This is a genomic window from Bacillus glycinifermentans, from assembly GCF_001042475.2.
GTDB classification, from domain to species: Bacteria; Bacillota; Bacilli; order Bacillales; family Bacillaceae; genus Bacillus; species Bacillus glycinifermentans.
Map to the genome: position 1 here is coordinate 84168 of NZ_LECW02000036.1, position 25070 is coordinate 109237.

Genomic DNA, 25070 nt, shown 5'->3' on the forward strand with positions numbered 1-25070 from the left:
GTTATTTCGCTTCGGAGGCTTTTTTGCGCGAGGTTTTTCGTTTTTTGTCCTCCGCTCCTTTCGGTTTTGCAGCTTCTTGTTTTTTCGGAGTTTTCGTCCGTTCGATGCTTGCCTGAAGGGCGCTGACGAGATCGATGACATCCTCCCGCGGAGCGGCGGCCGCACTTGGCGTGACGCCTTCGTTCTGATCGATTTTTTCTTTGATTTTGTCCATGACCGCGATTCTGTAAGTGTCTTCGTATTGTTCAGGCGCAAATGAGGTCGTGAGCTCATCGATGAGCGAAATCGCCGTTTGCAGCTCTTTTTGGTTGACATCCGTTTCTTCGGGAACGCCGGGAACGTGGGCAGAGTTCCGTACTTCATCAGGATAGTGGATCGATTCCATTAAAATGCAGTTTTCGTATACGCGAAGGATGGCAAGCTGTTTCTTTGAGCGGATGGTGATGTGGGCGATTCCGATTTTTTCCGTTTTTCTCAGCGCTTCCCGAAGAAGGGTATACGCTTTTGTGCCGTTGTCTCCCGGTCCGACGAAATATGAACGGTTAAAGTAGATCGGATCGATTTCTTTTAATTGTACAAAGTCGACGATTTCCACCGATTTTTCTTCCTGTTCTTCTTTAAGCTGTTTCAGTTCTACATCCGTTAATACGACATATTTGCCTTTTACATATTCGTATCCCTTGACGATATCCTCAGGGGCCACTTCTTCATGGCAGTTTGTGCATTTTTTTTCGTATTTGATCGGGGCGCGGCATTCTTTATGAAGCGAGCGCAATTTCACGTCTTTATCTTCGGTCGCTGCAAACAGTTTCACCGGGATGTTGACAAGACCAAAGCTGATCGAGCCTTTCCACATCGTATGCATCGGTCCCACTCCTTTTTTCCTTAGTGATTCCTCGGAGAAGATTGTTTCATGAATAGTAACTTATGGATTCAAAACAAAAAAGCATTCAGGTTTAAACCCGAATGCTGATGCCCTCTGGGTGGCGGATCGCTGCGACTGGTGCAATGAGACAGCCCTCCGCCACTTTTTGTGTGGAAACACTGAATTGAGAACATACATAAGGACAAACGATTTTCCTTCATGACTTACTGCTTTTTGATCGATGGAGAGAAGTATTGATACCTGCTTTTATTCTTTTCTTTTACGGAATACATGGCCATATCAGCTTTTTTCATCAGCTCCTCACCGTCCGTTCCGTCGAGCGGAGAGATCGCAATACCGATGCTGACAGACGTTTTCAGCCCGTATTCTTTAATATGAAAAGCCGTTTCAAATTGCCGGATCAATTTTTGTGCCAGCCTGTCCAATGTTTTCGCGTGGATCTGCAGGGATAATGATAATGAATTCATCTCCGCCCAATCGCGCAATAAACCCTTGTTCAGGCACACAGGCCGCCAAGCGCTTTGAAGCCTCGACCAAAAGCAGGTCTCCGATGTCGTGGCCAAGGGTGTCATTAAATTCTTTAAAGCGGTTTAAGTCCAAAAATAAAACGGCTGTGCTTCCGCTGTGCTGATGGAGGACTTTTTCCAAATGGATACATGCGTATCTTCTGTTCGGCAAGTCCGTTAAAGCGTCATAATGGGCCATTCGGTGAATGTTTCGTTCGGCTTCGCGCTGCTTCGTCATATCTTTGCAGATGAGATACATGCTGTCAAGCTTCTGTCTGACATAAACGGGAATCAGCGTCAGATTTAAGTCGAACTGTTTGCCGTACAGCGTGATTTGCGTATCGCGGTTGAGCGCTTGCTTTTCACTTTTCACTTGATGAAACCAGCCGAGAAGCCTCTCGCGCTCTTCATGCGGAAAAGCAGACGAGCGCATGGCGGGGGTTTCTATCCCCATCTTTTTCAGAAGCCTGCATCCGGACGAATTGGCGAAAAGCATGCGCCCTTCGAGCGAAAAGACATAGATCGGATCAATATTGTAGTTGATTAAAGATTGAAACCGTTCTTCGTTGTCCCGGATTTTTTCGGCTTGTATCAGCAGGCGCTTATCGTGAAACGCGCCAAAAATCAAAAGAGCCTGAAGCAAAAGGGTGAAGATAACGATCGCAATCCCTAATTGGACCGTATCCATTTCCCTGTGTCCGTGGCTGATTCCTTGTTGCATGTAAAGTGTTGCCGCCGCCATACCGGTATAGTGCATCCCTGAAATCGCGCCGCCCATTAAAATCGCGCTTGCGACTTTAATAAACTGAGTCCGGAAAGAATCTTTTTTTTTCGCGAAAACACGCGATAGCTTCAAGGCGGCGAAAGAGGCTGTAATGGCGATCGCAAAAGATGCCGTATAAAGAACGGGTTGATAGACGATCTTTATGTGTTCCATCGACTCCATCCCGATAAAGTGCATCGATGCAATGGCGACACCCATTGCAAAACTGGCAGCCCCAAGCCTTAAACCCGGCATGTCCTTTCCGTTTATCACGTAAAATGATACGAGAGAACCGCTGAGGGCGACAACAATCGACAGCATGACAAGCCAAAAATCGTACGTCATGGCAGCCTCGGTATGAAACGAGATCATGCCGATAAAGTGCATGGACCAGATGCCAAGCCCCATCGTCAAGGAGCCGGCCAAAAGCCACCCTTTGCTTTTCCAGCCTTTCGTATGTACGACCCGTTCGGATAAATCAAGGGCTGTATAGGCTGCCAAAACCGCCGTGATGTATGATAAAACGATCAGCCATCCATTATAATCACCTGAAACTTGTGTCACTTTTTTCTCCGCCTTTTTCTGAAGATGTAGAGTAGAAACCGAATGCTTGCCGTGTAAAGGCTGCCGGGGAAAGCGGCATTCGCTATAATTTGTGAATTATACTATATATGATGATATTCGCCAATGGACGATCATATCCTCCCGGCCTCATAAAGCCATTTTCCCAATTATGCTGAATGTGTTAAAATCATTTTGTGCGTTCATTAGAACTTGAAATTATCAATCGTTTAAAGGTTGTGATCGATATCGAAGAATTGATTCTATCAATGGCAGAAGCATTTAAAAGTCTATCGTATTTCGGGATTTTTTTGGCGCTGTGCATCGAATTCGTGCCTGCCGAAATCGTCCTTCCCCTTGCCGGGTATTGGGTCTATCAAGGGGACATGTCTATGTGGGGCGTCGTTCTTGCAGGATCGCTCGGCGGTGTCGTCGGACCGCTGACTCTTTACTGGCTCGGCAGATACGGAGGGCGTCCATTTTTAGAGCGATACGGCAAATACTTTTTCATCAAGCCTGAGGCACTTGTTAAGGCCGACCGCTTTTTTGAGAAGCACGGCGGTTTTGTCGCTTTCAGCGGCCGGTTTATTCCGGGGATCAGAACGTTAATTTCGATTCCGTGCGGACTTGCAAAAATGAATGTATGGGCCTTTTGCATATATACATTCTTCGCGATTACGCCGATTACGTTCGTATATGTTTATTTAGGCTTTTATCTCGGCGAAAACTGGAAAAATGTCGGCAGCCTCCTCGACGGGTACCTTCTTCCGATCGGTATCGCTATTGTCGTTTTGTTTATTTTGTATCTTTTTTGGAAAAACAGGAGAAACAAAATCAAAGCAGCTCCGCCTTTTCTAGATAAAAATAGGGATTGACAGCAGAACGTTCGGAGGTTACTATTATCTTATAATTCAATATTTTTTCTTTTTTCCCAAAGGGGAGTAGCGTCCGGATGTAAACCGGAAACAAAGTCGTCAGTTCATGGATGTGCATCCATCGGCTTTGTTGGCATGTTTTAATCAATGACCATGTCTAGCAAGACCTTTGCCTAATGTTGGCAGAGGTCTTTTTTGTTTGCCGAAATACCCTGCCGCATTAGCGGGAATAAGAGAAAGAGACAATCACTTAGGAGGAGATATTAAATGGATGCAGCATTGTTACTGGAATACGGTTGGGTTCTTCTCATTTTAGTCGGGCTGGAAGGGATATTGGCGGCAGATAACGCACTCGTCATGGCGGTCATGGTTAAACACTTGCCGGAAAAAGAAAGAAAAAAAGCGCTTTTTTACGGGCTGGCCGGCGCGTTTGTGATGAGATTCGGCGCACTGTTCGCCATCTCTTTCCTTGTAAACGTTTGGCAGGTTCAAGCGATCGGAGCGGTCTATCTGTTGTACATTTCGATCCATCATATTGTAAAAACCCATGTTCTGAAAAAAGAAGAAAAAGCGAAGGAAACGAAAAAAGGCGGTTTTTGGCCGACTGTTATAAAAGTCGAACTGGCGGATATCGCCTTTGCAGTAGACTCCATTTTAGCCGCGGTGGCGCTCGCTGTTACGCTGCCTGTGTCCAACCTTCCGCAAATCGGCGGACTTGACGGCGGACAATTTATCGTCATCTTGGCCGGAGGTATCATAGGACTTGTCATCATGCGTTTTGCTGCAAGCGCATTTGTCAATGTATTAAAGAAACGTCCGAGCCTGGAAACAGCGGCTTTCCTGATTGTCGGCTGGGTCGGCGTCAAACTGGCGCTCTACACGCTTGCACATCCGCAAATCCATATCGTATCCGAGCATTTCATCCATTCAGGCACATGGAAACTCATCTTCTGGGCCGTGCTGATCGCCATCGCTCTTGGAGGATGGTTCATGACAAACCCGAAAAAACAAGAAAAACGGGCTGTGCAAGAATAACACAAAAGCTGCCGGCAATAACGCCGGCGGCTTTTTTATGGCGAATATTGACGGATTTCCTCGAAATATCATTTCATTTTATTAACAGAGATGTTACAAAAACAAAAGAAAAACCCCCCCTAATCCTCAAAGACATATCGAATTGATCTATAAGATCATGCAATCCGCTGTCACATTTGAAAAAATAGAAATGAATTCCACCTTTTCTCCTTTGCGATTCCCTATCAAATTAGCTATCATAAATGAGTAGTATAGGGAGGAACTGAGGTGAAACCAGTGCTTAGCCTTTTGTTTAAGACAGGGAAGAAGAAACCGACATTAGAAGAGTCTGTGATAAGCATACAAAAAGGAAATCAGCAGTTGCAAAACGAGCTTATCGAGCAATACAAGCCTTTTGTGGCTAAAACGGTTTCATCCGTGTGCAAACGATATATAGATGAAAAAGATGATGAATTCAGCATTGGCTTAATCGCTTTTAATGAAGCCATTGAAAAATATTCGTCCGAAAAGGGGAATTCCCTGCTCGCATTCGCCGAACTCATTATTAAGCGAAAAGTCATTGACTATATAAGAAAAGAAGCCAGAAACGCACAAAATATAAACATGGATTTACAAGAAGGAGAAGAGCAGGAATCGTCTCAAAGCGTGATTGAAGCCGAGCTTTCCATAAACGAATTCAACCGCCAGCTCGAACAGGAACAAAGGCGGGAGGAAATTCTGCATTTTAAAGGCAGGCTGAAGAGCTTCGGACTATCTTTTTCAGATTTGCTGGAGAATTCTCCGAAGCATACGGATGCAAGGCAAAATGCCATCAGAGTGGCGCTGACGCTAGTCGAGCATGAAGACTTGCTGGACATTTTGTTTCAAAAAAAGCAGCTGCCCGTTAAACAGCTTGAAAAGCTGGTGGCTGTAAGCAGAAAAACAGTTGAAAGAAACCGTAAGTATATCATCGCCATGGTCATCATTATAACCGGCGATTATATTTACCTTAAAGATTATCTAAAAGGGGTGCTCAACTCATGAGAAGAGGGATTATTGTAGAAAAAAATAAAAAATTCGTCACATTGCTAACCCCTGACGGACAATTTTTAAAAGCAAAAAAGACGGAGGAAGATTATGAAATCGGTCAGGAGATTACGTTTCCCGCGGAGACCAGAATGTCAAGGAGGCGCGCTGGTTTTTTTGATCTGCTTGCCCTTCGGCCGTTAAAAGCCGGCGTTTTCTCAATCGCGGCGATCATGCTGCTCGCTTTTATGATCATTCCCGATGCTTTGAACAACAAAGCGTACGCTTATATGACGATCGACATTAATCCCAGCTTTGAATTGACCCTTAATAAAAACTGCGAAGTCGTCGACTTGGTCCCGCTCAATCAGGATGGAAAGGATTTGCTGGACAGTATAAAAAATTGGGAAAATTCAGATTTTAAAGAGATCGTCAGCGAAATCGTAGAGGATAGCGATAAACAAGGATATGTCAAAGAATCAAAAGAAGTGTTGATCACAACAGTTTATGAAAATAATGAAGATGATACATATAAAGCTACGGTTAAAAGCGAGATCGACGATGTCGCAAAAAAGTATGAGGAACAGAACTATAAAATGGAAGCCGTAGAATCTGATCTTGATACACGCGCAAAAGCGAAAAAGGAGGGCGTTTCCACCGGACGTTACATCCGCACTCATAAAAAGGAATCGCAAGATCCAAAACCGGAAGCCGAACAGGAAGAAGCCGAAAAGGACGGCCAAAATCAGGAGGATGCCGAAAAAACTGAAAAAGATAAAGCTGTAAAAGAAGAAGATCAAACAGAGCAAAATACGGATGATGAAGATTCCGATACGGAAGATCAGCCGAATGCCGATAAATCTTCAGGTCAGGATCAAAACGAATCTGATCATGATACAAAGAAAGAAGAGGAGACAAATACCCCAAAAAATCAAAACCCTCAAGAAAAATACCATAATGACAAAAACGGTCAGCAGCCGGAGAAAGGAAATTCGAAAAATGGCTCCGGCAGAGAGAGCCAACAAAACAAGCCTCCGATGCAAAAGGAGAAAAAGCCCTCTGATCAACGGAATCAAGAATATCCGCCGAGCAGTCCCGGCGAATAATTCAGGAGGTATTTATTTGTCAGTATTTCCGCTTAGCTGAGCTTGTGCCTGCCGTACAAGACGTTTTGTCATTTCCCCGCCTACAGATCCATTTGAGCGAGCGACTGAATCTGAACCGAGCTGCACGCCGAATTCCTGGGCAATTTCGTTTTTGAATTGGTCCAGTACTTGCTCTGCCCCAGGGACAATCAATTTATTTGTTCTTGCCATGTTTTCAACTCCTTTTTCTTAGTGCACTGCTTGTTTAGTTTGAAATGGACAGGGGCTTTTTATGCTGGCAATTGTTGAAGCCTGCACGAAAAACGCCCGGCTGTCGGCAGCCGGGCGTAACGTAAAACATTATGTTGCGGCGTGTTTGGCAAACACGTCATCGATCACAGCCTGCGCCGTCGCCTGAATATGGGAAGCGATCACGGAAAGCACGGTAACCGCCGTGATGTCCCTCGTTTTCTTCCATTCAGGTTCTGCAAGCTCTTTGTAATAATCCCGCATGCGGTCAGTCTCCTCATAGACGATCGTTTCCATCGTCGCCTCTTTGCGCACAAAATCGTCTCTCTGATGCACAAGATCAAGAACGCGTGCATAGCCTTCATAAAAGCGCAGCGGACTGACGATATCGTCAGACCGGTCGGTAATCGTATTGAAAATCATTTTTAAGATGGGTCTGATCGTTTCAAAGTCATAAACCGATTTTAAATCCCGTACAATAAGAAGGATGACGGCTTGATCGATGGAATACTTTTTACCGAGCTCCGGATGGCCCATCAAATCTTTAATATCGCGCTTGATCCAGTTTTGAATGGCGGTTGATTTTAAAGATGTCAGTTCACACAAATTGCCGAGCTCGACAATTTCGTTTGTGGAAAGCCCGTGTTCGGTTTTTTGCTTTTTGCGTTCGTATCGGACGATGAATTCGGGGATTTTTATATGACGTTCCGCTTCATCGACCGTCATGTCGGCCGATTTCAGCACGATCGCGAGCGGGCTTATATCCAGCTGCCCTTTCAGCGAATACATCAGCTTGGCCATTTCCAGGCGAGTCAGTTTAAAAGGTTCCATGGATCCACCTCATTATGTCATAAAAAATAAAATAGCAAACACCACACATTATCTTACGTCTTATCGCTTGCATTTTCAAATCAATGCCTTATAATTTTATTATACGAGTTCATTTGATCTTATTATAACACGGAGGTAATTATGGGAAAAAGAATTCTTCTCTTTCTTTTATCGAACATTTTGGTCATCACGACAATCGGTATCGTCTTGTCCATCATCGGTTCGCTGACAGGCGTCGGGACGTATTTTACATCAGGCGGAGGCATTGACATCTTGGCGCTCCTCGTCTTCAGCGCCGTCGTCGGTTTTGTCGGATCTTTCATGTCGCTGTTGATGTCGAGATGGATGGCAAAAATGGCAATGGGCGTTCAGGTGTTAAATCCGAAGAAAGATGCGCTCAGCTTTGAGGAACAGCAATTGGTTGACTGCGTTCACAAACTGGCGCGCGCTGCCGGGCTGACGAAAATGCCGGAAGTCGGGATTTACCATTCCCCTGAAGTAAACGCGTTTGCGACAGGACCGTCTAAAAACCGTTCGCTGGTCGCCGTGTCTACAGGACTTCTTCAGGAAATGGACGATGCGGCCGTCGAAGGCGTGCTCGCTCATGAAGTCGCACACATCGCCAACGGCGATATGGTGACGATGACCCTGCTTCAAGGTATCGTCAATACGTTCGTCGTTTTCTTCGCAAGGATTGCCGCATGGGCGGTATCACGGGTTGTCCGTGAAGAGCTTGCGCCGATCGTTCACTTTATCGCGGTCATTGTCTTCCAAATCGCCTTTTCCATCCTTGGAAGCCTTGTCGTTTTCGCATATTCGCGGCACCGTGAATACCATGCAGACAGAGGCGGGGCAGACCTTGCCGGCAAGGATAAGATGATCCACGCGCTTCGCTCTCTTGAGCTTTATACGTCAAGAATCAAAGACGAACAGGCATCTGTTGCAACATTGAAAATCAACGGGAAAAAGCACACATCGCTTTTCTCAACCCATCCTGATTTACATGACAGAATCCGCCGTCTTGAAGCCAAATAAAGCTTTTAAAAATCCCTCCTTGAAAAAGGGGGGATTTTTGCATACAAAAATATAAAAGTGTCTGTACACGACAGAATGTTTCATTTAAAATTGAACACGTTATACAGAAGATGATGCAACAACTAATAAAAAAGAAGGAACGATTATGAAGGTTTTATTAAACAAGCTTTTGCGTGTCCTGTCGCCTGTACAGCTGATCGCGCTCTATTATTTTTTGGCGGTTTCGGTTTCCGTGATATTATTAAGCCTCCCCATTGCGCATCAAGAGGGTGTGAAATGGTCATTTATGGATGCTCTGTTTACCGCGGTAAGCGCCGTAAGCGTAACAGGCTTGACGGTAATTGATACAGCAAATACATTCAGCACGGCGGGGATTTGGATATTGGCGTTTGTACTCCAATTCGGCGGGATCGGCATCATGACGCTCGGTACTTTTGTCTGGCTCATATTCGGAAAACGGATCGGCTTGAAAGAGCGCCGTCTCATCATGACAGACCAGAACCAGTCCAATTTATCAGGGGTTGTCAAGCTGATGAAGCATGTGCTGATTCTGATTGTCGCCATTGAGTTTTTCGGCGGGCTGATCCTCGGCACTTATTTTCTGAAATATTTTGATTCGCCGGGAGAAGCATTTATACACGGTTTTTTCACCAGCATCAGCGCGACGACGAATGCCGGCTTTGACATTACAGGCGATTCGATGATTCCGTATCGCCACGATTATTTTGTTCAGTTCATCGTGATTTTGCTGCTCATTTTTGGAGCGATCGGATTTCCCGTACTAACCGAAGTGAAGGACTTTTTGTTCAGCAGGGAACGGAAATTTACTTTCAGCTTATTTACAAAGCTGACGACAGTCACTTTTTTTCTTCTCGTCTTCGGGGGGGCCATCGGCATTTATGTCATGGAAGCCCGCTTTTCATTTTTAGGGAAATCGTGGCATGAAATATTGTTCTACTCGCTGTTCCAATCTGCGGCGACGCGAAGCGGGGGACTCGCGACAATGGACATCAGCCAATTTACGGATACGACGATATTGTTTATGTGCATCCTGATGTTTATCGGCGCCTCGCCCAGCTCTGTCGGCGGGGGAATCAGAACGACAACGTTCGCTTTAAACCTGCTGGCTTTATTCCATTTTGCCAGAGGAAACAAATCGGTGAAAATTTTCAAAAGGGAGCTGCACCAGTCCGATTTGATGAAATCGCTAGTCGTAACGATGGTGGCCGTGCTCTTGGTGCTTTGTTCGACACTCATCCTGACGGCCACAGAACAACACACTTTATTGGAAATTCTGTTTGAAGTTTGCTCAGCATTCGGTACGACAGGTTTATCACTGGGGATCACGGCCGATCTGAGCACGACGGGCAAAATCGTCATCATGATCCTGATGTTCATCGGCCGGATCGGAATTGTGACATTGCTTTATTTGATCGGAAGAAAAGAAAGCGAAGCTAATTATCATTATCCAAAAGAAAGAGTTATTATCGGTTAAAAAAGACGGCCATGCGGCTGTCTTTTTTATCCACATAAAGTCACCCTTTATATGGTATAATGCTTAAATGGCGGACTTGAAAAAAAGGGGGAAACTTCATGAAAAAGAGAATCATCCATTTGTTTATGGCCGCCGGATTTCTGTTGCTTGCCGGAGCCTGCTCAAACAGCCCGACGGCAAAAGAAAGCATGGATCAATATGTAGACAAATGGAACAAGCAAAATTTTGCAGAAATGTATGACCAGCTGTCGGCTGAAGCGCAAAAATCGATCTCGAAAGACGACTTCATCAAACGAAATAAATCGATTTATGAAGATGTCGGAGTCGCTGACTTAAAAGTGACGACCGGTGATCAGGACGAAAAAGAAAAAGACAAAAAAGATTCGCAGACGGTACCGTACAAAGTCAGCATGAACACATTGGCGGGACCCGTTTCTTTTGAAGGAAAAGCGAAGCTTGTAAAAGAGAAGAAAGACGGCAAAACATCGTGGAACATCAATTGGAATCCGTCCTTTATTTTTTCACAGCTGAAAAAAGGGGAAACGGTCCGGATTACCGCGGAAGAACCTGTCAGGGGCAACATATATGACCGGAACGGCAAGGCGCTCGCAACGAATGCGAAAGTGCCCGAAATCGGCGTCGTCCGCGGGGAACTCGGTGATCATAAAGATGCGGTCTTGAAAAAGCTTGCCGGTCTCCTGGATATGGAAAAGGGAGATATCGAAAAACAGCTGTCGGCTTCATGGGTGCAAAATGACTCCTTTGTCCCTCTTAAAAAAGTAAAGCCTGACGAGAAGGAGCTTATTAAAAAAGCGACCTCTTTACCTGGCGTGTTGAAACAGGACACGACATCGAGATATTATCCTTACGGTGAAGCAGCCGCTCATCTTACCGGATACATAAGACCGATTACAGATGAAGAGCTGAAGCAGAATAAAGACAACTACAGCCAGCATTCAATGCTCGGCATCGTCGGCCTTGAACATATTTACGAAAAGCAGCTCAGAGGCGAAATCGGCTGGTCGATTTCGATTCCGGAATCAGGTGCTACGATCGCATCAAAAGCAGCCAAGGACGGAACCGACATCCACACGACGATTGATGTTAAAAAACAGCAAGAGATCTACAGCCAATTGAAAAACGATTCCGGCGCAGCAGTGGCCCTTCAGCCGCAAACAGGGGAAACATTGGCCCTTGTCAGCGCACCATCGTACGACCCGAACGGATTTTTATTCGGCTGGAAGAAAGGTGAATGGGAAAAGCTGAACAAAGACAGTGCAGCGCCATTTACTGCGAAATTTAACAAAACGTATGCGCCCGGTTCAACGATCAAACCAATCACGGCCGCGATCGGGCTGAACAACGGTGCGATCAAGGCGGATGAAAAGAAACATATCGTCGGAAAAGAATGGCAGAAAGACTCGTCATGGGGCGGATACAAGGTGGCAAGGGTTTCAGAACAGCTGAGCGATGTCGACTTGGAAAATGCGCTCATTACCTCTGACAACATTTACTTTGCCCAGACGGCTATTGATACGGGACGCGACAAATTTGTCGAAGGGCTGAAATCGTTCGGCTTTGAAGAAAAGCTCGGATACGAATTTCCGACGACGGCCTCTTCGATCGCCAACGACGGGATCGACTCAGACATTCTGCTGGGCGATACTGCATATGGCCAAGGACAGATGCTGATGTCCCCGATTCATTTAGCAGCCGCTTATACGCCGTTTATCAATGACGGAAACCTGATCAAACCGCGCCTGATCAAAACGGACGGAGATGAGAAGGAAATCTGGCACAAAAATCTCGTAACCGCAGACGAAGCGGCGGCCATTACAAAAGGGCTGAAAGGCGTTGTAGATGATCCGCGCGGCTCCGCTTACAAGCCGGTCGTCAAGGGTCTCTCGATCGCGGGCAAAACGGGAACTGCCGAACTGAAAAAGAAAAAAGGCGAAAAAGGCAAGGAAAACGGCTGGTTCACAGCATATGACTATAAAAAGAAAGACCTGTTAGTTACGATGATGGTTGAGGATGTATCAAACCGCGGAGGCAGCTCATACGTCGTCAATAAAGTGAAACAATTGTTTAAATAAGCACCGTTTTCCGGTGCTTTTTTTCTTTCCGGAAAATGGATGTGTGGACGGCTCTTTTCAGGAAAAGATATGGATAAACAAAACGAAAGGAATGTCGTGTATGAAACGAAAAGTTGCCAGAAATGAAGCCGCCCTGAACAATAAGACGCCGGCTGAAAGCATGCATGATCACCAATATATCACACAGTTTGATGCGGAAAACGGAGACAGGGGCGCAAACCGCAATTCCAAACAAGGAAAACAGGGAGATTAATGGAACAGTGGAGAAAAATCAAAAAAGCAAGGATATACAAAATCATAAAAAGCCGATGAACAAAAAAGTGCTTCAGGAGGAATTTTCGGGCGAACTCGGCGATGTCAACGCCTTTAAGTTTATCGATATCATCGAACAGAATAAGAAAAAGAAAAAAGATGAAAAGGATAAGCAGAAAGATTGAAAAAGGACCAAATCAAATGCGATTTGGTCCTTTTTTCTTATTTACACGTTATACCGTGCCTGCTTTTTCAGCCACCTCAGCAAATTCGTCATTTTCAGTTCGATGAACGGCTGTGCCACCGTTTTAACGAATCCGCTTGACAGGAAGAAGGTCAAGACGGCGGTTGCGATGATCAGCACGGTCAGGCTCTGATAGTCAGCGAGCCATTCTTCCGCACCGGTTTTTCTGAATGACTTAATAATAAAGCCGTGCAGCAAATACACATAAAACGTCCTTGTTCCCCAAAGGGTAAAGAAATACCGTTTTTCAGGCACAAGCGCCATAAACCCGAAGGTTGAGGCAAACGTCAGCACAAGGAGTGCGACGCGATTCAGGGCGCTTTTCATTCCGACGGCTCCAAATTCAGAATAAGGCTTTGAACCGAACAGCCACGAATAATCGAAATCTACGAAGAAATAAAAAACGAACGTTGCCGCCAATACGGCTAAAGCTGCCTGTTTTCCTTTCCAGGCTTTCAGCTTTTTGAAGTGTTCTCTTTTTAGATAAAAGCCCGCTAAAAAGACCGGGAAGAAAACGAATGTCCTCGATAGGCTGAGCGTATCGCTGACGGCGTCGATATAACCGACAAGAACGGCGATCGCAAGGCTTGCGGCAAACGACCATGCTGCAGGCAGTTTTGTAAATGGAAACAAAAAAAGGTTCCAAAAAAACAGGCTGAGCAGAAACCAAAGCGACCACTGCGGTTCAAACGGATTGAAGGCAGTCACGCTTTGATCATCTATAAACGAATAAAATACCGTGTATATCCCCTGGAAAATCAAGTAGGGAACGATCAGCTTCACAGCGATTTTTTTCACATATCCGGGACGGTTGAATCCTTTTGCAAAATAGCCTGATATGAGAATAAAAGCCGGCATATGAAACGTGTAGATGAATTTGTATATATGAAGCAGCACATCATTGTCATTGATATATGACCGGATGATGTGGCCGAATACGACAAGAAAAATTAACAGAAACTTGGCGTTGTCAAAATAGCTGTCACGTGAATTCGTCATAACATCACCCTTTTTTTATCAGTTTGCAGCAGTCAGGCACTTGTTTCTGTTGAATGGTGCTTCGTTGATCATTTTAAAATAAAAGCCGTGTCTTTTCCTATGAATGAAGGCCCATTGTTAGGGAGGTGTAACGGAATCGTAATGAACGATTATAGCGTCATTGTTCTGTAAAACGGGTGGAAATCTTGTAAAAGTTTGAAACAAATGAAGGAAGATCAGACGGTTTGTAGAATTATTGGAGGATAGGTTTTGAAGAAGGAGTGTAACAAATGGCGGATACTCTTGATTTGAACGAATCTTTATATCTGCAAAACCAGCTGAAAAAATTGAAGCTGGAAAACGAAAAGCTAAAGGCGGATTTGTATCAGTATGAACTGCTGTTCAACGGAACGCTGGACGCTATTTTTATTTTGGATCAACGAATGAACATTGTTCAGGCGAACGATGCCGCCTGCAAAATCTTGCAAAGCCAAAAAAAGAACGTGCTGAACCGTTCGGCGCTCGATTTTTTGCACGCTGTCCCGCCTGAAGAATTAGAGCAAAACGTCGAGCGGTTTTTGGAGCGGGGATATACGAAAAAAGAAGCCGCGATCAGATTGGATAACGGCTCAGTCAAATATATCGAGTTTACGGCGAACAAAGGAATAAGGGATGATTGCTTTTTTGTCGTGATGAGGGATATTTCATCAAAAAAAATATTGGAGCGCGAACGCACGATCAATGAAAAGCTATTTAAGGATTTGTTTCACAGGGCTGTTGAAGGCATCGTGATTTTTGACAATCAGGGCCGTTTTATCGATGCTAACCAATCGTTTTGCCAAAGCTTCGAAATCGAAAAAGACGAGCTGTCCAAATTGAAGCTTTCTCAGTTCGTTTCCGCCGCAAACGCCGGAAAGCTCGACAAAATTTGGAGCGCTTTGTTCAGGAAGGGAAAGGCTAAAGGCGAACTGCCCGTGCGGCTGAGGTCCGGGAAAGACAGGCTGTTTGAGCTGACGATTACATCGAATATTTTAAACGGCTTTTATATGTCGATCATGAGGGACATCACCGAAAAACGGTCGATGGAAAAACAGCTGTTTAAAAGCGAAGAGCGGTTTCGGGAAGTGTTCGAAAATGCGATGGACGCGATCATCATTTTGAACAATAACGGCCGGATCGTAAAGGCCAATCAGTCGGCCTGCAAAATTTTCGAACTGCCGATGGGCGAGCTTTTACATAAAAGGATCGAGGATTTTATCGATAAATCCGATGAGCGGTATTTTTTCATTCAAGAGCAATATGATGAAAAAGGGGAAATCAGGGCAGAGCTGCTGTTCCGCATGGCGAACGGGCAATATAAAGAACTTGAGTTCACGTCGAAGCGCATCATGTTCGGCAGCCAGGGCTTAATGATTTTGCGAAATGTGAGCGACCGGAAGCGGATGGAAAAAGAGCTGCGGGAAAGCGAGCTGAAATTCAGGAAAGTCTTCAACGGATCAATGGACGGGATCGTTCTCTTCGACAACCGGTACGACATTATCGATGCGAATCCGCAAGCCGGAAACATTCTCAGCATTCCCCTTGAACGGCTAAAAACTGCAAATCTCCTTGACGCCATCTCCGGATATCAAATAGAAAATGCAGCCTCTCCGGCAAAAACCATTTCTTTGGAGGAAATGGACAATGACATTCCATTTCTGTTAACCGATCAAAAACGAATCTTAGAATTTTCATTTAAGCGAAATATCATCCAAAATATGAATCTGGCGATGCTCAGGGATGTGACGGAACGAAAGGAGCTGGAAGAACGGCTCCGCAAATCTGACACGCTTCATGTCGTCGGGGAGCTTGCGGCGGGAATCGCCCATGAAATCCGAAACCCGATGACCGCTTTAAAAGGATTTATCCAGCTGTTAGAAGGAAGCATTCAAGAGGAACACTCCCTATACTTTAATGTGATCACATCTGAATTAAAACGGATTGAATCGATTATTACCGAGTTTCTCATTCTCGCAAAGCCGCAGGCAATCATGTACGAAAAGAAGGATATTGTGAAAATCATGCAGGATACGATGGATCTTCTGCATGCACAGGCAAACCTTGACAACGTTCAGATGCACCTTGATTCTAATGGACAAATACCCCTCATCTATTGCGAGCCGAATCAGCTCAAGCAGGTGTTCATCAACATTTTGAAAAATGCCATCGAAGTCATGCCTGACGGCGGCAATGTCTACGTGTCAATCAGGCCGAAAGACGAAGATCATATCGTCGTATCGCTCACAGATGAAGGGATCGGGATGACGGAGGATAAATTGAAGCGGCTCGGGGAGCCTTTTTATACGACAAAAGAACGGGGGACTGGACTTGGGCTTATGGTCAGCTATAAAATAATCGAAGAACACAATGGAAAAATTGAGGTCGAGAGCGAAGAGGGGAAAGGCACGACATTTCACCTGACCCTCCCGATCCGGCAGCAGCATGAAGAGGAGGTTTTATAGCGTTATGGGCTTTTACAGCGAGGTCAGCTCGCCTTTTGGACAGGCATACATTGTCGAGCAAAACGAACATATTACACACTTGCTGTTTGAAAAAGAAGAATTGGACAGCATGAAAGCGCAAGATCCTGATCTTGCACATCAGGAAACGGCGTTATTGCAGCTTGCAAAGTGCCAGCTGACGGAATACTTCAGAGGGAAGCGGAAAGCGTTCGCCCTTCCGATGCATCAGGAGGGGACGGTTTTCCAGAAAAAAGTGTGGGAAGCCCTGCTTTCCATTCCGTACGGGGAATCGCGGAGCTATTCCGACATTGCCGAGGCAATCGGCCATCCGAAAGCGGTCCGTGCAATCGGCCAGGCGAATAAAAAGAACGCGCTGCCGATTTTCATTCCCTGTCACCGCGTGATCGGAAAAAACAACACGCTGACCGGCTATGCCGGCAATGAAACAGACAAAAAAGCGATTCTGCTTGAGATCGAAAATATTCCGTATAAAGGAAAATAATCGGCGCATGCCGTTTCTTTTTTTCACTTGCGACATATCATTTTATTAAGCTAAAAATGTTGGCCGCGGTGAAAAGGAGGACGAATAGATGAAACTCATCCGCCCGCAAAAAGTTGCAGGCTACGCTGAATTGTTCGTCAAACTGCATGTCCTTACGAAAGAACAAAAAGACGATATTATTCAATCGATAAAAAACCGCTAAAGCAGCCTGATCAAAGGACTTTAGCGGTTTTAGCCGAAGAAAACAGCGCGTCGATTTCCTCTTCGAACCTGTCGGTGATGATCCCCTTTTCCGTGATGATCCCGGAAATGAGATGATGCGGTGTGACATCAAACGCCGGATTGAATACGGGCACCTCTTTCGGAGCGATTTGCGTACCGGCGATTTGTCTGACTTCATCGGGATCGCGTTCTTCAATCGGAATGTCGTCGCCGGTTGAAATCGATGGATCGAAGGTTGACAGAGGAGCGGCGACGAAAAACGGAATTTGAAAGGCTTTGGCTAAGATCGCCAAACCGTACGTCCCGATTTTGTTCGCCGTGTCTCCGTTTTTGGCGATCCTGTCGGCTCCGACGATGACCGCCGAAATGTTTTTTTCTTTCATTGTGTGGGCGGCCATGCTGTCGGTGATGAGCGTGACGTCTATTCCGCCCTGCATCAGCTCCCATGCCGTCAGGCGCGCGCCCTGCAAAACGGGACGCGTTTCGCATGCGTAAATGTGGAGCTCGAGGTCTTTTGTTTTCGCCAGATAAAATGGAGAAAGCGCTGTTCCGTATCTGCTTGTCGCGATCGAACCCGCATTGCAGATCGTCATGATGTTATCGCCCGATTTAAACAGCTGAAGTGCATTTTGTCCGATTTGACGGCACGTTTCTTCATCTTCAATCTGGATCTGAATCGCCTCATGAACGAGGTCGGTTTTTGCTTCATTGACCGATTTCGCCCCTTCCGCGCTTTTTACAAGCCGCTTGAGCGCCCATGACAAATTGACGGCCGTCGGCCTTGCCTCGTTCAATTCGTCTTTTATGTTTCTGACTTCGCGAAGGAATTCGGATACATCCTCTGTTTCGATGCTTTGGGCAGAGAGAGCCAGACCGAAAGCGGCAGTGATTCCGATCGCAGGCGCGCCGCGGACTTTCAAGGTTTTGATCGCATCATAAATATCTTCCTTTGTGGTTAAGTGAAGATATTCCGTCTTTTCTGGCAGCTTTTGCTGATTTAAGATTTTGACTGATGTATCTTCCCACTCCACAGAGCGGGGCACAGCGAATTGCTCTGACATGTCATTCACTCCTAAAAAGCTTGTTCTAAAAACGCGTCGATCAAGTCCTTCGGCGTACGGTATTCTTTGCGTTTTTTGATGAATGCTGAACCGATTTCCAAGGCGAGCCTTTTTTGACTGATCCGCCTGCTGAATGGAACGATTGTTTCAAGATCAGCCACATGAGCCAGACCGATCGTCCGGCGGATCATTTCGCATCCGGCGAATCCCGCGGCGTCTTCAAACGCTTTTTTCAGCGTGTCTTCAAGGTATTCCGGTGCATTCCGGTACGGGGTGAGGGCGTCTTTTTCCCACGCCTCGCTGAACGTTCTGCTGAACGTCTCCCATACGGTTTCCACATGGGCGAATAAAGGGGCGCGTTCCGCTTCTTCACGGGCGAGTGCATTTAGCAACAGGTTGGCGATAAATTGTCCGATGTCAAAACCGATCGGTCCGAAACAGGCAAATTCGGGATCGATTACCTTTGTTTCCGCATCTCCGGAGAAGATGCTGCCCGTGTGCAAGTCGCCGTGAATGAGCGTTTCGTGAGAGGTGATGAAACGTTTTTTTAATGCCGCGGCTTCGAGTCTCAGCGCATCATCGGCCCATATCTTTTCCGCATCATCGCGAAGCTCCTCTTCAAAATCGTTTGTCTCATGATCCAAGAAAGGGTCTGTGAACACGAGGCTTTCCGTGATATCGCATAAATCCGGATTTTCAAATTGCTTGACAAGCCGTTTTTTGACTTCCGGATCGAGCGCATAATCTGAGGAATAAAACAAGGTTTTTCCCAGAAATTCTCCGATATCCCGCGACAGATTGGGGTAGTTCTTGCCTTCGATCAGACCTTTTCTTGCAATTTTCAAGCTTGAAAGGTCTTCTAGCACGGTTACGGCGAGCTCCGTGTCCGAATAATAAACCTGGGGCACAAGATGCGGAGCGTGTGCAGCCTGCCTGATCAGCGCGCTGCTCTCAATCCTTGCCCTGTCGAGCGACAGCGGCCAGCTTTCGCCGACGACCTTTGCATATGGCACAGCCTGCTTGATGATCAGCCCTTTTTTCTGCTCTTTATCGTACACATGGAAGACAAGATTCAGGTTTCCGTCCCCGATTTCCCGGCACGTCAATGTGCTTTTGCTTGAAAACAGTCCGAGGCGGACGGCAAGAGCAGCCGCGGAGCTTTCTGTCAATGTTTCGTATACAGCGGTTTTCGTTACGGTCATATTCGTTCCCTCCAAAAAATAAAAAGCCTCTTTCTCAGAGAGAGAAAGAGGCTTTATCGTCGTGTCTGCCTCTCTTATCTCTCAGAATGTAAATCTGATGGAATTAGCACCGTGCCCTAGCGGCGCAAAAATTGCGCCCCATTTCACAATGGTATTACGGTCGGTTGCTGTTGGGGTCATTAGGCCAGTCCTTCACCCAACTCTCGATAAGAGAAATCGATATAAAATTTTAAAATTTCAGTCGGTCAGTTGCTGAAAATGTTACCAGCATCGCGGTTTCTTTGTCAATACTTTTTAATATAAATCTTTGCGGATGTCTTCGAAAACCGGAATGTGCCCTCTCGTTTTTTCAATGTCATCAAGATCAATTTCCGCTCTGATCACCGTGTCTTCACGTCCGGCTTCTGAGAGTACGTGTCCGAGCGGGTCGATGATCATGCTGTGGCCCGCAAATTCGTTTGCCGGGTCTTTTCCGGAGCGATTGCAGGCTGCGACAAAGCACTGGTTTTCGATCGCTCTCGCCGCCAAAAGGGTGCGCCAATGATCGAGGCGGGCCAGCGGCCATTCAGCTGAGACAAAGACGATGCCGGCTCCTTTTGAGGTGTGCTTCCTGACCCATTCCGGAAAGCGGATGTCGTAGCAGATGAAACCCGCTGCTTTTACGCCTTCAAGTTCAAAACTCCCGTCAGCTGATCCGGAAGATAAATAAAGGTGCTCATCCATGAGCTGAAAAAGGTGTGCTTTGCTGTATTCTTTGACGAGCTGTCCGTGTTTGTCCGCGATGTACATCGTATTGTACACGCCGCTTTTTTTCTTAACGGCGACAGAGCCGCACACGATGTGGACATCGTTCGCTTTTGCCGTTTGCTGAAGCCACTTTTTCGTCTGCTCTCCTTCATCGTCTCCGATTTCGTCGAGACGCATTAAATCATATCCCGTCGTCCAAAGCTCGGGAAGGATTACGATATCCGAGCGCCGGCTTTCAGCTTCGATCAGCCGGCTCGCTTTTTTGAAATTTTCGGAAGGATTTCCGTACGATATATTGAATTGCAGGCAGGAGATCGTCCACTTCAATTTGAGCCACCTCATTTTTTTACTTTACATTTTACTTTTAACAATATATGATGATGGACTATCATTTCAAGAATTTTTCAAAGCGGGTGAAAAAAATGAAATTTGAGTTTTCTGATGTACTGAAGCAGCTTCCGGAGCAGTTTTTTGCTTCTTTGGTTAAAAAGGTGAATGAAAAAATTGCGGCCGGGTGCGATGTAATCAATCTCGGCCAGGGAAATCCGGATCAGCCGACACCGGGTCATATTGTAGATGCCATGACGAAAGCGGTCCGAAATCCCGAAAATCACAAATATTCGTCGTTTCGGGGCAGCCGTTCACTAAAAGAGGCGGCAGCCGAATTTTACAAAAAGGAATACGGTGTTACCCTTGATCCTGAAAAAGAAATCGCTGTATTGTTCGGGGGAAAAGCCGGGCTTGTCGAGCTGCCGCAATGCCTGCTGAATCCGGGGGATACGGTGCTTGTTCCCGATCCGGGATATCCGGATTATTGGTCAGGCGTTGAGCTCGCGAAAGCGAAGATGGAAACGATGCCGCTTTTGGAAGAAAATCGGTTTTTGCCTGATTACGGCCGAATTCCGTCAATCGTGAAGGAAAAAGCGAAGCTGATGTATTTGAACTATCCGAACAATCCGACAGGAGCCCAGGCGACACCGGCGTTTTTTGCAGAAACGGTCAAGTTCGCCAAAGCGCACGGAATTTGCGTTGTTCACGATTTCGCCTACGGGGCGATCGGCTATGACGGAAAAAGGCCGGTCAGCTTCCTTCAAACCGACGGGGCAAAAGACGTCGGGATCGAAATTTATACGCTTTCCAAAACGTACAATATGGCGGGATGGAGAGTCGGGTTTGCCGCCGGGAACGCCTCTGTAATCGAAGCGCTGAACCTCTATCAGGACCACATGTACGTGAGCCTCTTTAAAGCGGTTCAGGATGCCGCGGCCACAGCGCTTCTTTCGGATCAGAGCTGTGTGCGGGAACTAAACGAACGATACGAAAAAAGGCGGAACGTCTGGATAAAAGCCGTCCGCGGCATCGGCTGGGAGGCGGCGGCGCCCGAAGGATCTTTTTTTGCATGGATGCCTGTTCCGAAGGGCTTTACGTCTGAGGAGTTTTCCGATTTGCTTCTGGAAAAAGCCAATGTTGTTACAGCGCCCGGCATCGGCTTTGGAACGTATGGCGAAGGATATGTGAGAGTCGGACTTCTGACAAGCGAGGAACGCCTGCGGGAAGCCGCATGCCGGATCGCGGAGCTGAATATTTTCAAAAAATCGGGAGTCTCTCATTGACAAGTACATGAAACGATGGGATAATTCAAAATAATTTATAAAAATCAATATTCTTATCAAGAGCAGGTGGAGGGACGAGCCCGATGAAGCCCGGCAACCGACTTTTTAAAAGCACGGTGCTAATTCTTGCAGCTGCCGCTGAGAGATAAGGATTCGACACGCAGAAAACGAAACCTCTTTAAAGCGAAAAGCAGCCGCATTAAAGAGGTTTTTTATATGCATAAAAGGCAGGAAGGAGCTAAAGAATGAGCGAACTTTTGGCAACATATGTCCTGACAGATCCCGGAAGCGACCCGGAAAAAAAGGCCGAACAAATTGCAATCGGCCTGACCGTGGGATCATGGACGGATTTGCCGCAATTAGAAAAAGAACAGTTAAAAAGGCATAAGGGACGGGTCGTCCGGGTCGAGAAAACGGAGGGGGATAAGGGAGAGCAACAGGCCCGGGTTACCATCGCTTATCCGGAAATCAATGTTACGCACGATATCCCGGCCGTCCTCACGACCGTTTTTGGGAAGCTGTCCCTTGACGGAAAAGTGAAATTGGCGGATCTCGAATTTTCAGAAGGCTTTAAACAAACGCTGCCGGGCCCGAGGTTCGGGGTCTACGGAATCCGCAAGAAGATAGGCGAATTTGAAAGGCCGCTTCTGATGAGCATTTTCAAGGGCGTGATCGGCCGCAGCATGGAAGACATAAAGGAGCAGCTGAGACAGCAGGCGCTCGGCGGGGTCGACTTGATCAAGGATGATGAAATTTTCTTTGAAACCGGTGAAGCTTCGTTTGAAAAGCGGATTACAGAAGGAAAAAAAGTGCTTCAGGAAACCTATGAAGAAACAGGCCGTAAAACGCTCTACGCCGTCAATTTGACGGGGAGGACGATGGAACTGAAAGCAAAAGCGAGAAAAGCGGCCGAGCTTGGCGCTGATATCTTGCTGTTTAACGTGTTTGCCTACGGGCTGGACGTGCTGCAAAGCCTCGCGGAGGATGATGACAATCCGCTGCCGATCATGGCGCATCCGGCGATAAGCGGAGCGTTTACATCATCGCCGTATTACGGTTTTTCCCATTCGCTTCTCCTCGGCAAGCTCAACCGCTATGCGGGGGCTGATTTCAGCCTGTTTCCTTCACCGTACGGAAGCGTTGCGCTTCCAAAGCGCGAAGCCCTTGCCATTCATGAGGAATGTACGAAAGAGGACGTCTTTAAACCTTCCTTTGCCGTCCCGTCTGCCGGTATACACCCGGGGATGGTGCCGCTTTTGATGAAGGATTTCGGCATTGACCACATCATAAACGCGGGAGGCGGCATTCACGGTCATCCGAACGGAGCAAGCGGCGGGGGAAGGGCGTTTAGAGCGGCCATTGAAGCTGTTCTTGAAGCCGAGCCTATCGAAGAAAAGGCAAAACGTTCTCCCGATTTAAGGATCGCCCTTGAAAAATGGGGGACAGTCGAGGTATCTGCATGAGACGGCCGCTGATCATTTGCGACTTTGACGGAACGATTACGAATAATGACAATATCATCAGCATTATGAAGGCATTTGCTCCTGAGGAATGGCATGCCTTAAAAGACGGGGTTCTTTCAAAGGAGATGTCGATCAAAGACGGAGTCGGGAGCATGTTTCAGCTTTTGCCAAGCGCGCTGAAGGAAGAGATTACGGCATATATCCTCGAGCTGGCGGCGATTCGTCCGGGATTTGAAGAGTTTGTTTCATTCCTTGCCGAATGCGATCTCCCCTTTTATGTCGTCAGCGGAGGCATGGATTTTTTCGTCTATCCGCTGCTTGAAGGCATCGTGGGAAAGGAGCGGATCTACTGCAATCAGGCTGATTTCGGAGGCCGCTATATATCGGTGAAATGGCCGCATCCGTGTGATGCTGAATGCGGCAACGATTGCGGCTGCTGCAAGCCTTCGATCATCCGCAGGCTAAAAAGAGCAGACGATTTTATTATAATGATCGGGGATTCGGTTACAGATGTAGAAGCTGCAAAACGCTCCGATTTGTGCATCGCGAGGGATTATCTGCTCAAGGAATGTGAAGAGCTGCATTTGAATCATGCCGCATTTACGGATTTTTATGATGTGAAGCGGGCGCTTCTGGGCGCAAGGGAGGTGGAGGAATGGATCAAGTGCAAAAACGCTGGCAGGAGCTTGCCGAAGTAAAACGGGAGCTTGCCGAAAGAGACTGGTTCCCGGCAACGAGCGGCAACCTTTCAATCAAGGTGTCGGACGAACCGCTCCGCTTTCTGATTACAGCGAGCGGAAAGGATAAACGAAAAGAAACCGACGAGGATTTTCTGCTGGCAAATGAAGAAGGAAAACCGGCAGTAAGCGGCCATACGCTTAAACCGTCGGCAGAAACGCTCCTGCATACGCACGTCTACAACAAAACGAATGCAGGCTGCTGTCTTCACGTCCATACGATCGACAACAACGTGATTTCAGAGATTTATAGAGAGCAAAAAGAGGTCAGCTTTAAAGGGCAGGAAATCATTAAAGCCCTCGGATACTGGGAGGAAAATGCGGAGGTCAACGTCCCGATTATCGAAAACACCGCCCATATCCCGGATCTGGCGGCTGACTTTGCCGCGCATCTTTCAAAAGACGCGGGCGCCGTTCTGATCCGCAGCCACGGCATTACCGTCTGGGGAAAAACGGCGTTTGAAGCAAAACGCATGCTTGAAGCGTACGAATTTTTATTCAGCTGGCACTTAAAATTAAAAATATTTCAGGCGCAATATGCATAGTGCGCCAAAGGGGGAGAAAAAGCATGGCAACGATCCGCATCCATGATGAACAAAACACAACAATCGAAAATCAAAAAGAAGTAGAACAATTTCTGCAGGAGCAGGAAGTCATTTACGAAAAATGGGATATCACAAAGCTTCCTGAAGGTTTAAGAGAAAAATACGATTTGACCGATGAGGAAAAGCAGCAGATGTTAGACACGTTTGCAGCCGAGATTTCAGACATATCAGAGCGCCGCGGCTACAAAGCCCAGGATGTCATCTCGCTCTCCGATCAAAATCCGAAGCTTGATGAGCTGCTCAAAAACTTTAAGCAGGAGCATCACCATACAGATGACGAGGTGAGATTCATCGTCAGCGGCCATGGAATTTTTGCGATCGAAGGCAAGGACGGCACGTTTTTCGACGTTCTGTTAAATCCGGGCGATTTGATTTCCGTACCGGAAAATACACGGCACTATTTTACGCTTCAGGAAGACAGGAAAGTCGTTGCCGTCAGAATTTTCGTCACCACTGAAGGATGGGTGCCGATTTATGAAAAAGAGCGGCTGAAGCAGTCATAAAACAAGCGTCCCGGCAAACCG

General features: G+C 46.6%; 24 protein-coding genes, 1 pseudogene and 3 riboswitches. Of the genes and pseudogenes, 17 read left to right on the top strand and 8 right to left on the bottom strand.

Features of this window, described 5'->3' with window-relative positions; translation table 11 throughout:
- Nucleotide 1 precedes the first annotated feature (1 nt).
- Nucleotides 2-865, bottom strand: a complete 864-nt coding sequence (gene ku / locus AB447_RS18820; protein ID WP_048354388.1) for a non-homologous end joining protein Ku — start codon at nt 863-865, stop codon at nt 2-4.
- A 224-nt stretch (nt 866-1089) separates the two neighbouring features.
- Nucleotides 1090-2563, bottom strand: a pseudogene (locus AB447_RS18825) (diguanylate cyclase domain-containing protein).
- A 422-nt stretch (nt 2564-2985) separates the two neighbouring features.
- Here AB447_RS18825 and AB447_RS18830 point away from each other — a divergent pair.
- From AB447_RS18830 to AB447_RS18845, 4 genes are all read left to right on the top strand, one after another.
- On the top strand, nt 2986-3591 hold the full coding sequence (locus AB447_RS18830; protein WP_411801451.1) for a DedA family protein: 606 nt from the start codon (nt 2986-2988) through the stop codon (nt 3589-3591).
- A 49-nt stretch (nt 3592-3640) separates the two neighbouring features.
- Nucleotides 3641-3808: riboswitch (yybP-ykoY riboswitch) on the top strand.
- Between the two features lie 50 nt (nt 3809-3858).
- The gene (locus AB447_RS18835) at nt 3859-4626 is read left to right on the top strand and encodes a TerC family protein (RefSeq protein WP_048354387.1); all 768 of its coding nucleotides are present in this window, start codon (nt 3859-3861) and stop codon (nt 4624-4626) included.
- Nucleotides 4627-4893: 267 nt separating this feature from the next.
- The gene (gene sigI / locus AB447_RS18840) at nt 4894-5649 is read left to right on the top strand and encodes an RNA polymerase sigma factor SigI (RefSeq protein ID WP_048354386.1); all 756 of its coding nucleotides are present in this window, start codon (nt 4894-4896) and stop codon (nt 5647-5649) included.
- Nucleotides 5646-6737, top strand: a complete 1092-nt coding sequence (locus AB447_RS18845; RefSeq protein ID WP_048354385.1) for an anti-sigma factor domain-containing protein — start codon at nt 5646-5648, stop codon at nt 6735-6737. Before sigI ends, AB447_RS18845 begins: the two co-directional genes overlap by 4 nt.
- A 12-nt stretch (nt 6738-6749) precedes the next feature.
- On the opposite strand, the gene AB447_RS18850 is transcribed toward AB447_RS18845, so the two are convergent.
- Nucleotides 6750-6947 (bottom strand): alpha/beta-type small acid-soluble spore protein, encoded by a 198-nt coding sequence (locus AB447_RS18850; RefSeq protein WP_046132453.1) that lies wholly within the window; start codon nt 6945-6947, stop codon nt 6750-6752.
- Nucleotides 6948-7076: 129 nt separating this feature from the next.
- Nucleotides 7077-7796, bottom strand: a complete 720-nt coding sequence (locus AB447_RS18855) for a DUF1836 domain-containing protein (RefSeq protein ID WP_048354384.1) — start codon at nt 7794-7796, stop codon at nt 7077-7079.
- Between the two features lie 141 nt (nt 7797-7937).
- On the opposite strand from AB447_RS18855, the gene htpX reads away from it, so the two are divergent.
- The 5 genes from htpX (at nt 7938) to AB447_RS26370 (ending at nt 12856) form a co-directional block, all read left to right on the top strand.
- Complete coding sequence (gene htpX / locus AB447_RS18860) at nt 7938-8831, top strand: protease HtpX (RefSeq protein ID WP_048354383.1); 894 nt, start codon at nt 7938-7940, stop codon at nt 8829-8831.
- Between the two features lie 145 nt (nt 8832-8976).
- Complete coding sequence (locus tag AB447_RS18865) at nt 8977-10326, top strand: TrkH family potassium uptake protein (protein ID WP_048354382.1); 1350 nt, start codon at nt 8977-8979, stop codon at nt 10324-10326.
- Between the two features lie 98 nt (nt 10327-10424).
- Entirely contained in the window at nt 10425-12419 is a 1995-nt protein-coding gene (locus AB447_RS18870) for a penicillin-binding transpeptidase domain-containing protein (protein WP_057957698.1), read from the top strand.
- A 100-nt stretch (nt 12420-12519) separates the two neighbouring features.
- On the top strand, nt 12520-12672 hold the full coding sequence (locus AB447_RS26365; RefSeq protein WP_164918148.1) for a hypothetical protein: 153 nt from the start codon (nt 12520-12522) through the stop codon (nt 12670-12672).
- Nucleotides 12673-12679: 7 nt separating this feature from the next.
- On the top strand, nt 12680-12856 hold the full coding sequence (locus tag AB447_RS26370) for a hypothetical protein (RefSeq protein ID WP_096892110.1): 177 nt from the start codon (nt 12680-12682) through the stop codon (nt 12854-12856).
- A gap of 41 nt (nt 12857-12897) precedes the next feature.
- Here the strand turns inward: AB447_RS26370 and AB447_RS18880 are convergent, their stop codons facing one another.
- The gene (locus tag AB447_RS18880) at nt 12898-13914 is read right to left on the bottom strand and encodes an acyltransferase family protein (protein ID WP_048355805.1); all 1017 of its coding nucleotides are present in this window, start codon (nt 13912-13914) and stop codon (nt 12898-12900) included.
- Nucleotides 13915-14183: 269 nt separating this feature from the next.
- Between AB447_RS18880 and AB447_RS18885 the strand changes: the two genes are divergently transcribed.
- The 3 genes from AB447_RS18885 to AB447_RS27020 all read left to right on the top strand — a co-directional run bounded on the left by AB447_RS18885 (nt 14184) and on the right by AB447_RS27020 (nt 17098).
- Entirely contained in the window at nt 14184-16394 is a 2211-nt protein-coding gene (locus tag AB447_RS18885) for a PAS domain-containing sensor histidine kinase (RefSeq protein ID WP_048355804.1), read from the top strand.
- Nucleotides 16395-16398: 4 nt separating this feature from the next.
- Nucleotides 16399-16896: a methylated-DNA--[protein]-cysteine S-methyltransferase gene (locus AB447_RS18890; protein WP_048355803.1), complete on the top strand. Its 498-nt coding sequence runs from the start codon at nt 16399-16401 to the stop codon at nt 16894-16896.
- 88 nt (nt 16897-16984) lie between these two features.
- Complete coding sequence (locus AB447_RS27020) at nt 16985-17098, top strand: hypothetical protein (RefSeq protein WP_232517654.1); 114 nt, start codon at nt 16985-16987, stop codon at nt 17096-17098.
- 10 nt (nt 17099-17108) lie between these two features.
- On the opposite strand, the gene mtnA is transcribed toward AB447_RS27020, so the two are convergent.
- The 3 genes from mtnA to AB447_RS18905 all read right to left on the bottom strand — a co-directional run bounded on the left by mtnA (nt 17109) and on the right by AB447_RS18905 (nt 20455).
- On the bottom strand, nt 17109-18179 hold the full coding sequence (mtnA, locus tag AB447_RS18895) for an S-methyl-5-thioribose-1-phosphate isomerase (RefSeq protein ID WP_048355802.1): 1071 nt from the start codon (nt 18177-18179) through the stop codon (nt 17109-17111).
- Between the two features lie 11 nt (nt 18180-18190).
- Nucleotides 18191-19381 (bottom strand): S-methyl-5-thioribose kinase, encoded by a 1191-nt coding sequence (gene mtnK / locus AB447_RS18900; protein WP_048355801.1) that lies wholly within the window; start codon nt 19379-19381, stop codon nt 18191-18193.
- Nucleotides 19382-19452: 71 nt separating this feature from the next.
- Nucleotides 19453-19594, bottom strand: a riboswitch (SAM riboswitch).
- Between the two features lie 81 nt (nt 19595-19675).
- The gene (locus AB447_RS18905) at nt 19676-20455 is read right to left on the bottom strand and encodes a carbon-nitrogen family hydrolase (RefSeq protein ID WP_048355800.1); all 780 of its coding nucleotides are present in this window, start codon (nt 20453-20455) and stop codon (nt 19676-19678) included.
- A 95-nt stretch (nt 20456-20550) separates the two neighbouring features.
- Here AB447_RS18905 and AB447_RS18910 point away from each other — a divergent pair, with 95 nt between their 5' ends.
- From AB447_RS18910 to AB447_RS18930, 5 genes are all read left to right on the top strand, one after another.
- On the top strand, nt 20551-21741 hold the full coding sequence (locus tag AB447_RS18910) for a pyridoxal phosphate-dependent aminotransferase (RefSeq protein ID WP_048355799.1): 1191 nt from the start codon (nt 20551-20553) through the stop codon (nt 21739-21741).
- A gap of 50 nt (nt 21742-21791) precedes the next feature.
- Nucleotides 21792-21893, top strand: a riboswitch (SAM riboswitch).
- Between the two features lie 93 nt (nt 21894-21986).
- Nucleotides 21987-23204 carry a 2,3-diketo-5-methylthiopentyl-1-phosphate enolase gene (mtnW, locus tag AB447_RS18915; protein WP_048355798.1) on the top strand — a complete coding sequence of 406 codons (1218 nt, stop codon included), beginning with the start codon at nt 21987-21989 and terminating at the stop codon, nt 23202-23204.
- A complete protein-coding gene (mtnX, locus tag AB447_RS27025; protein WP_269430272.1) occupies nt 23195-23902 on the top strand; it encodes a 2-hydroxy-3-keto-5-methylthiopentenyl-1-phosphate phosphatase in 708 nt (235 codons plus the stop codon). The genes mtnW and mtnX overlap by 10 nt, the downstream gene beginning before the upstream one ends.
- Nucleotides 23860-24486, top strand: coding sequence for a methylthioribulose 1-phosphate dehydratase (locus tag AB447_RS27030; protein ID WP_048355796.1), 627 nt, complete (start codon nt 23860-23862; stop codon nt 24484-24486). Before mtnX ends, AB447_RS27030 begins: the two co-directional genes overlap by 43 nt.
- A gap of 23 nt (nt 24487-24509) precedes the next feature.
- Nucleotides 24510-25049 (top strand): 1,2-dihydroxy-3-keto-5-methylthiopentene dioxygenase, encoded by a 540-nt coding sequence (locus tag AB447_RS18930; RefSeq protein ID WP_048355795.1) that lies wholly within the window; start codon nt 24510-24512, stop codon nt 25047-25049.
- Nucleotides 25050-25070: the final 21 nt, after the last annotated feature.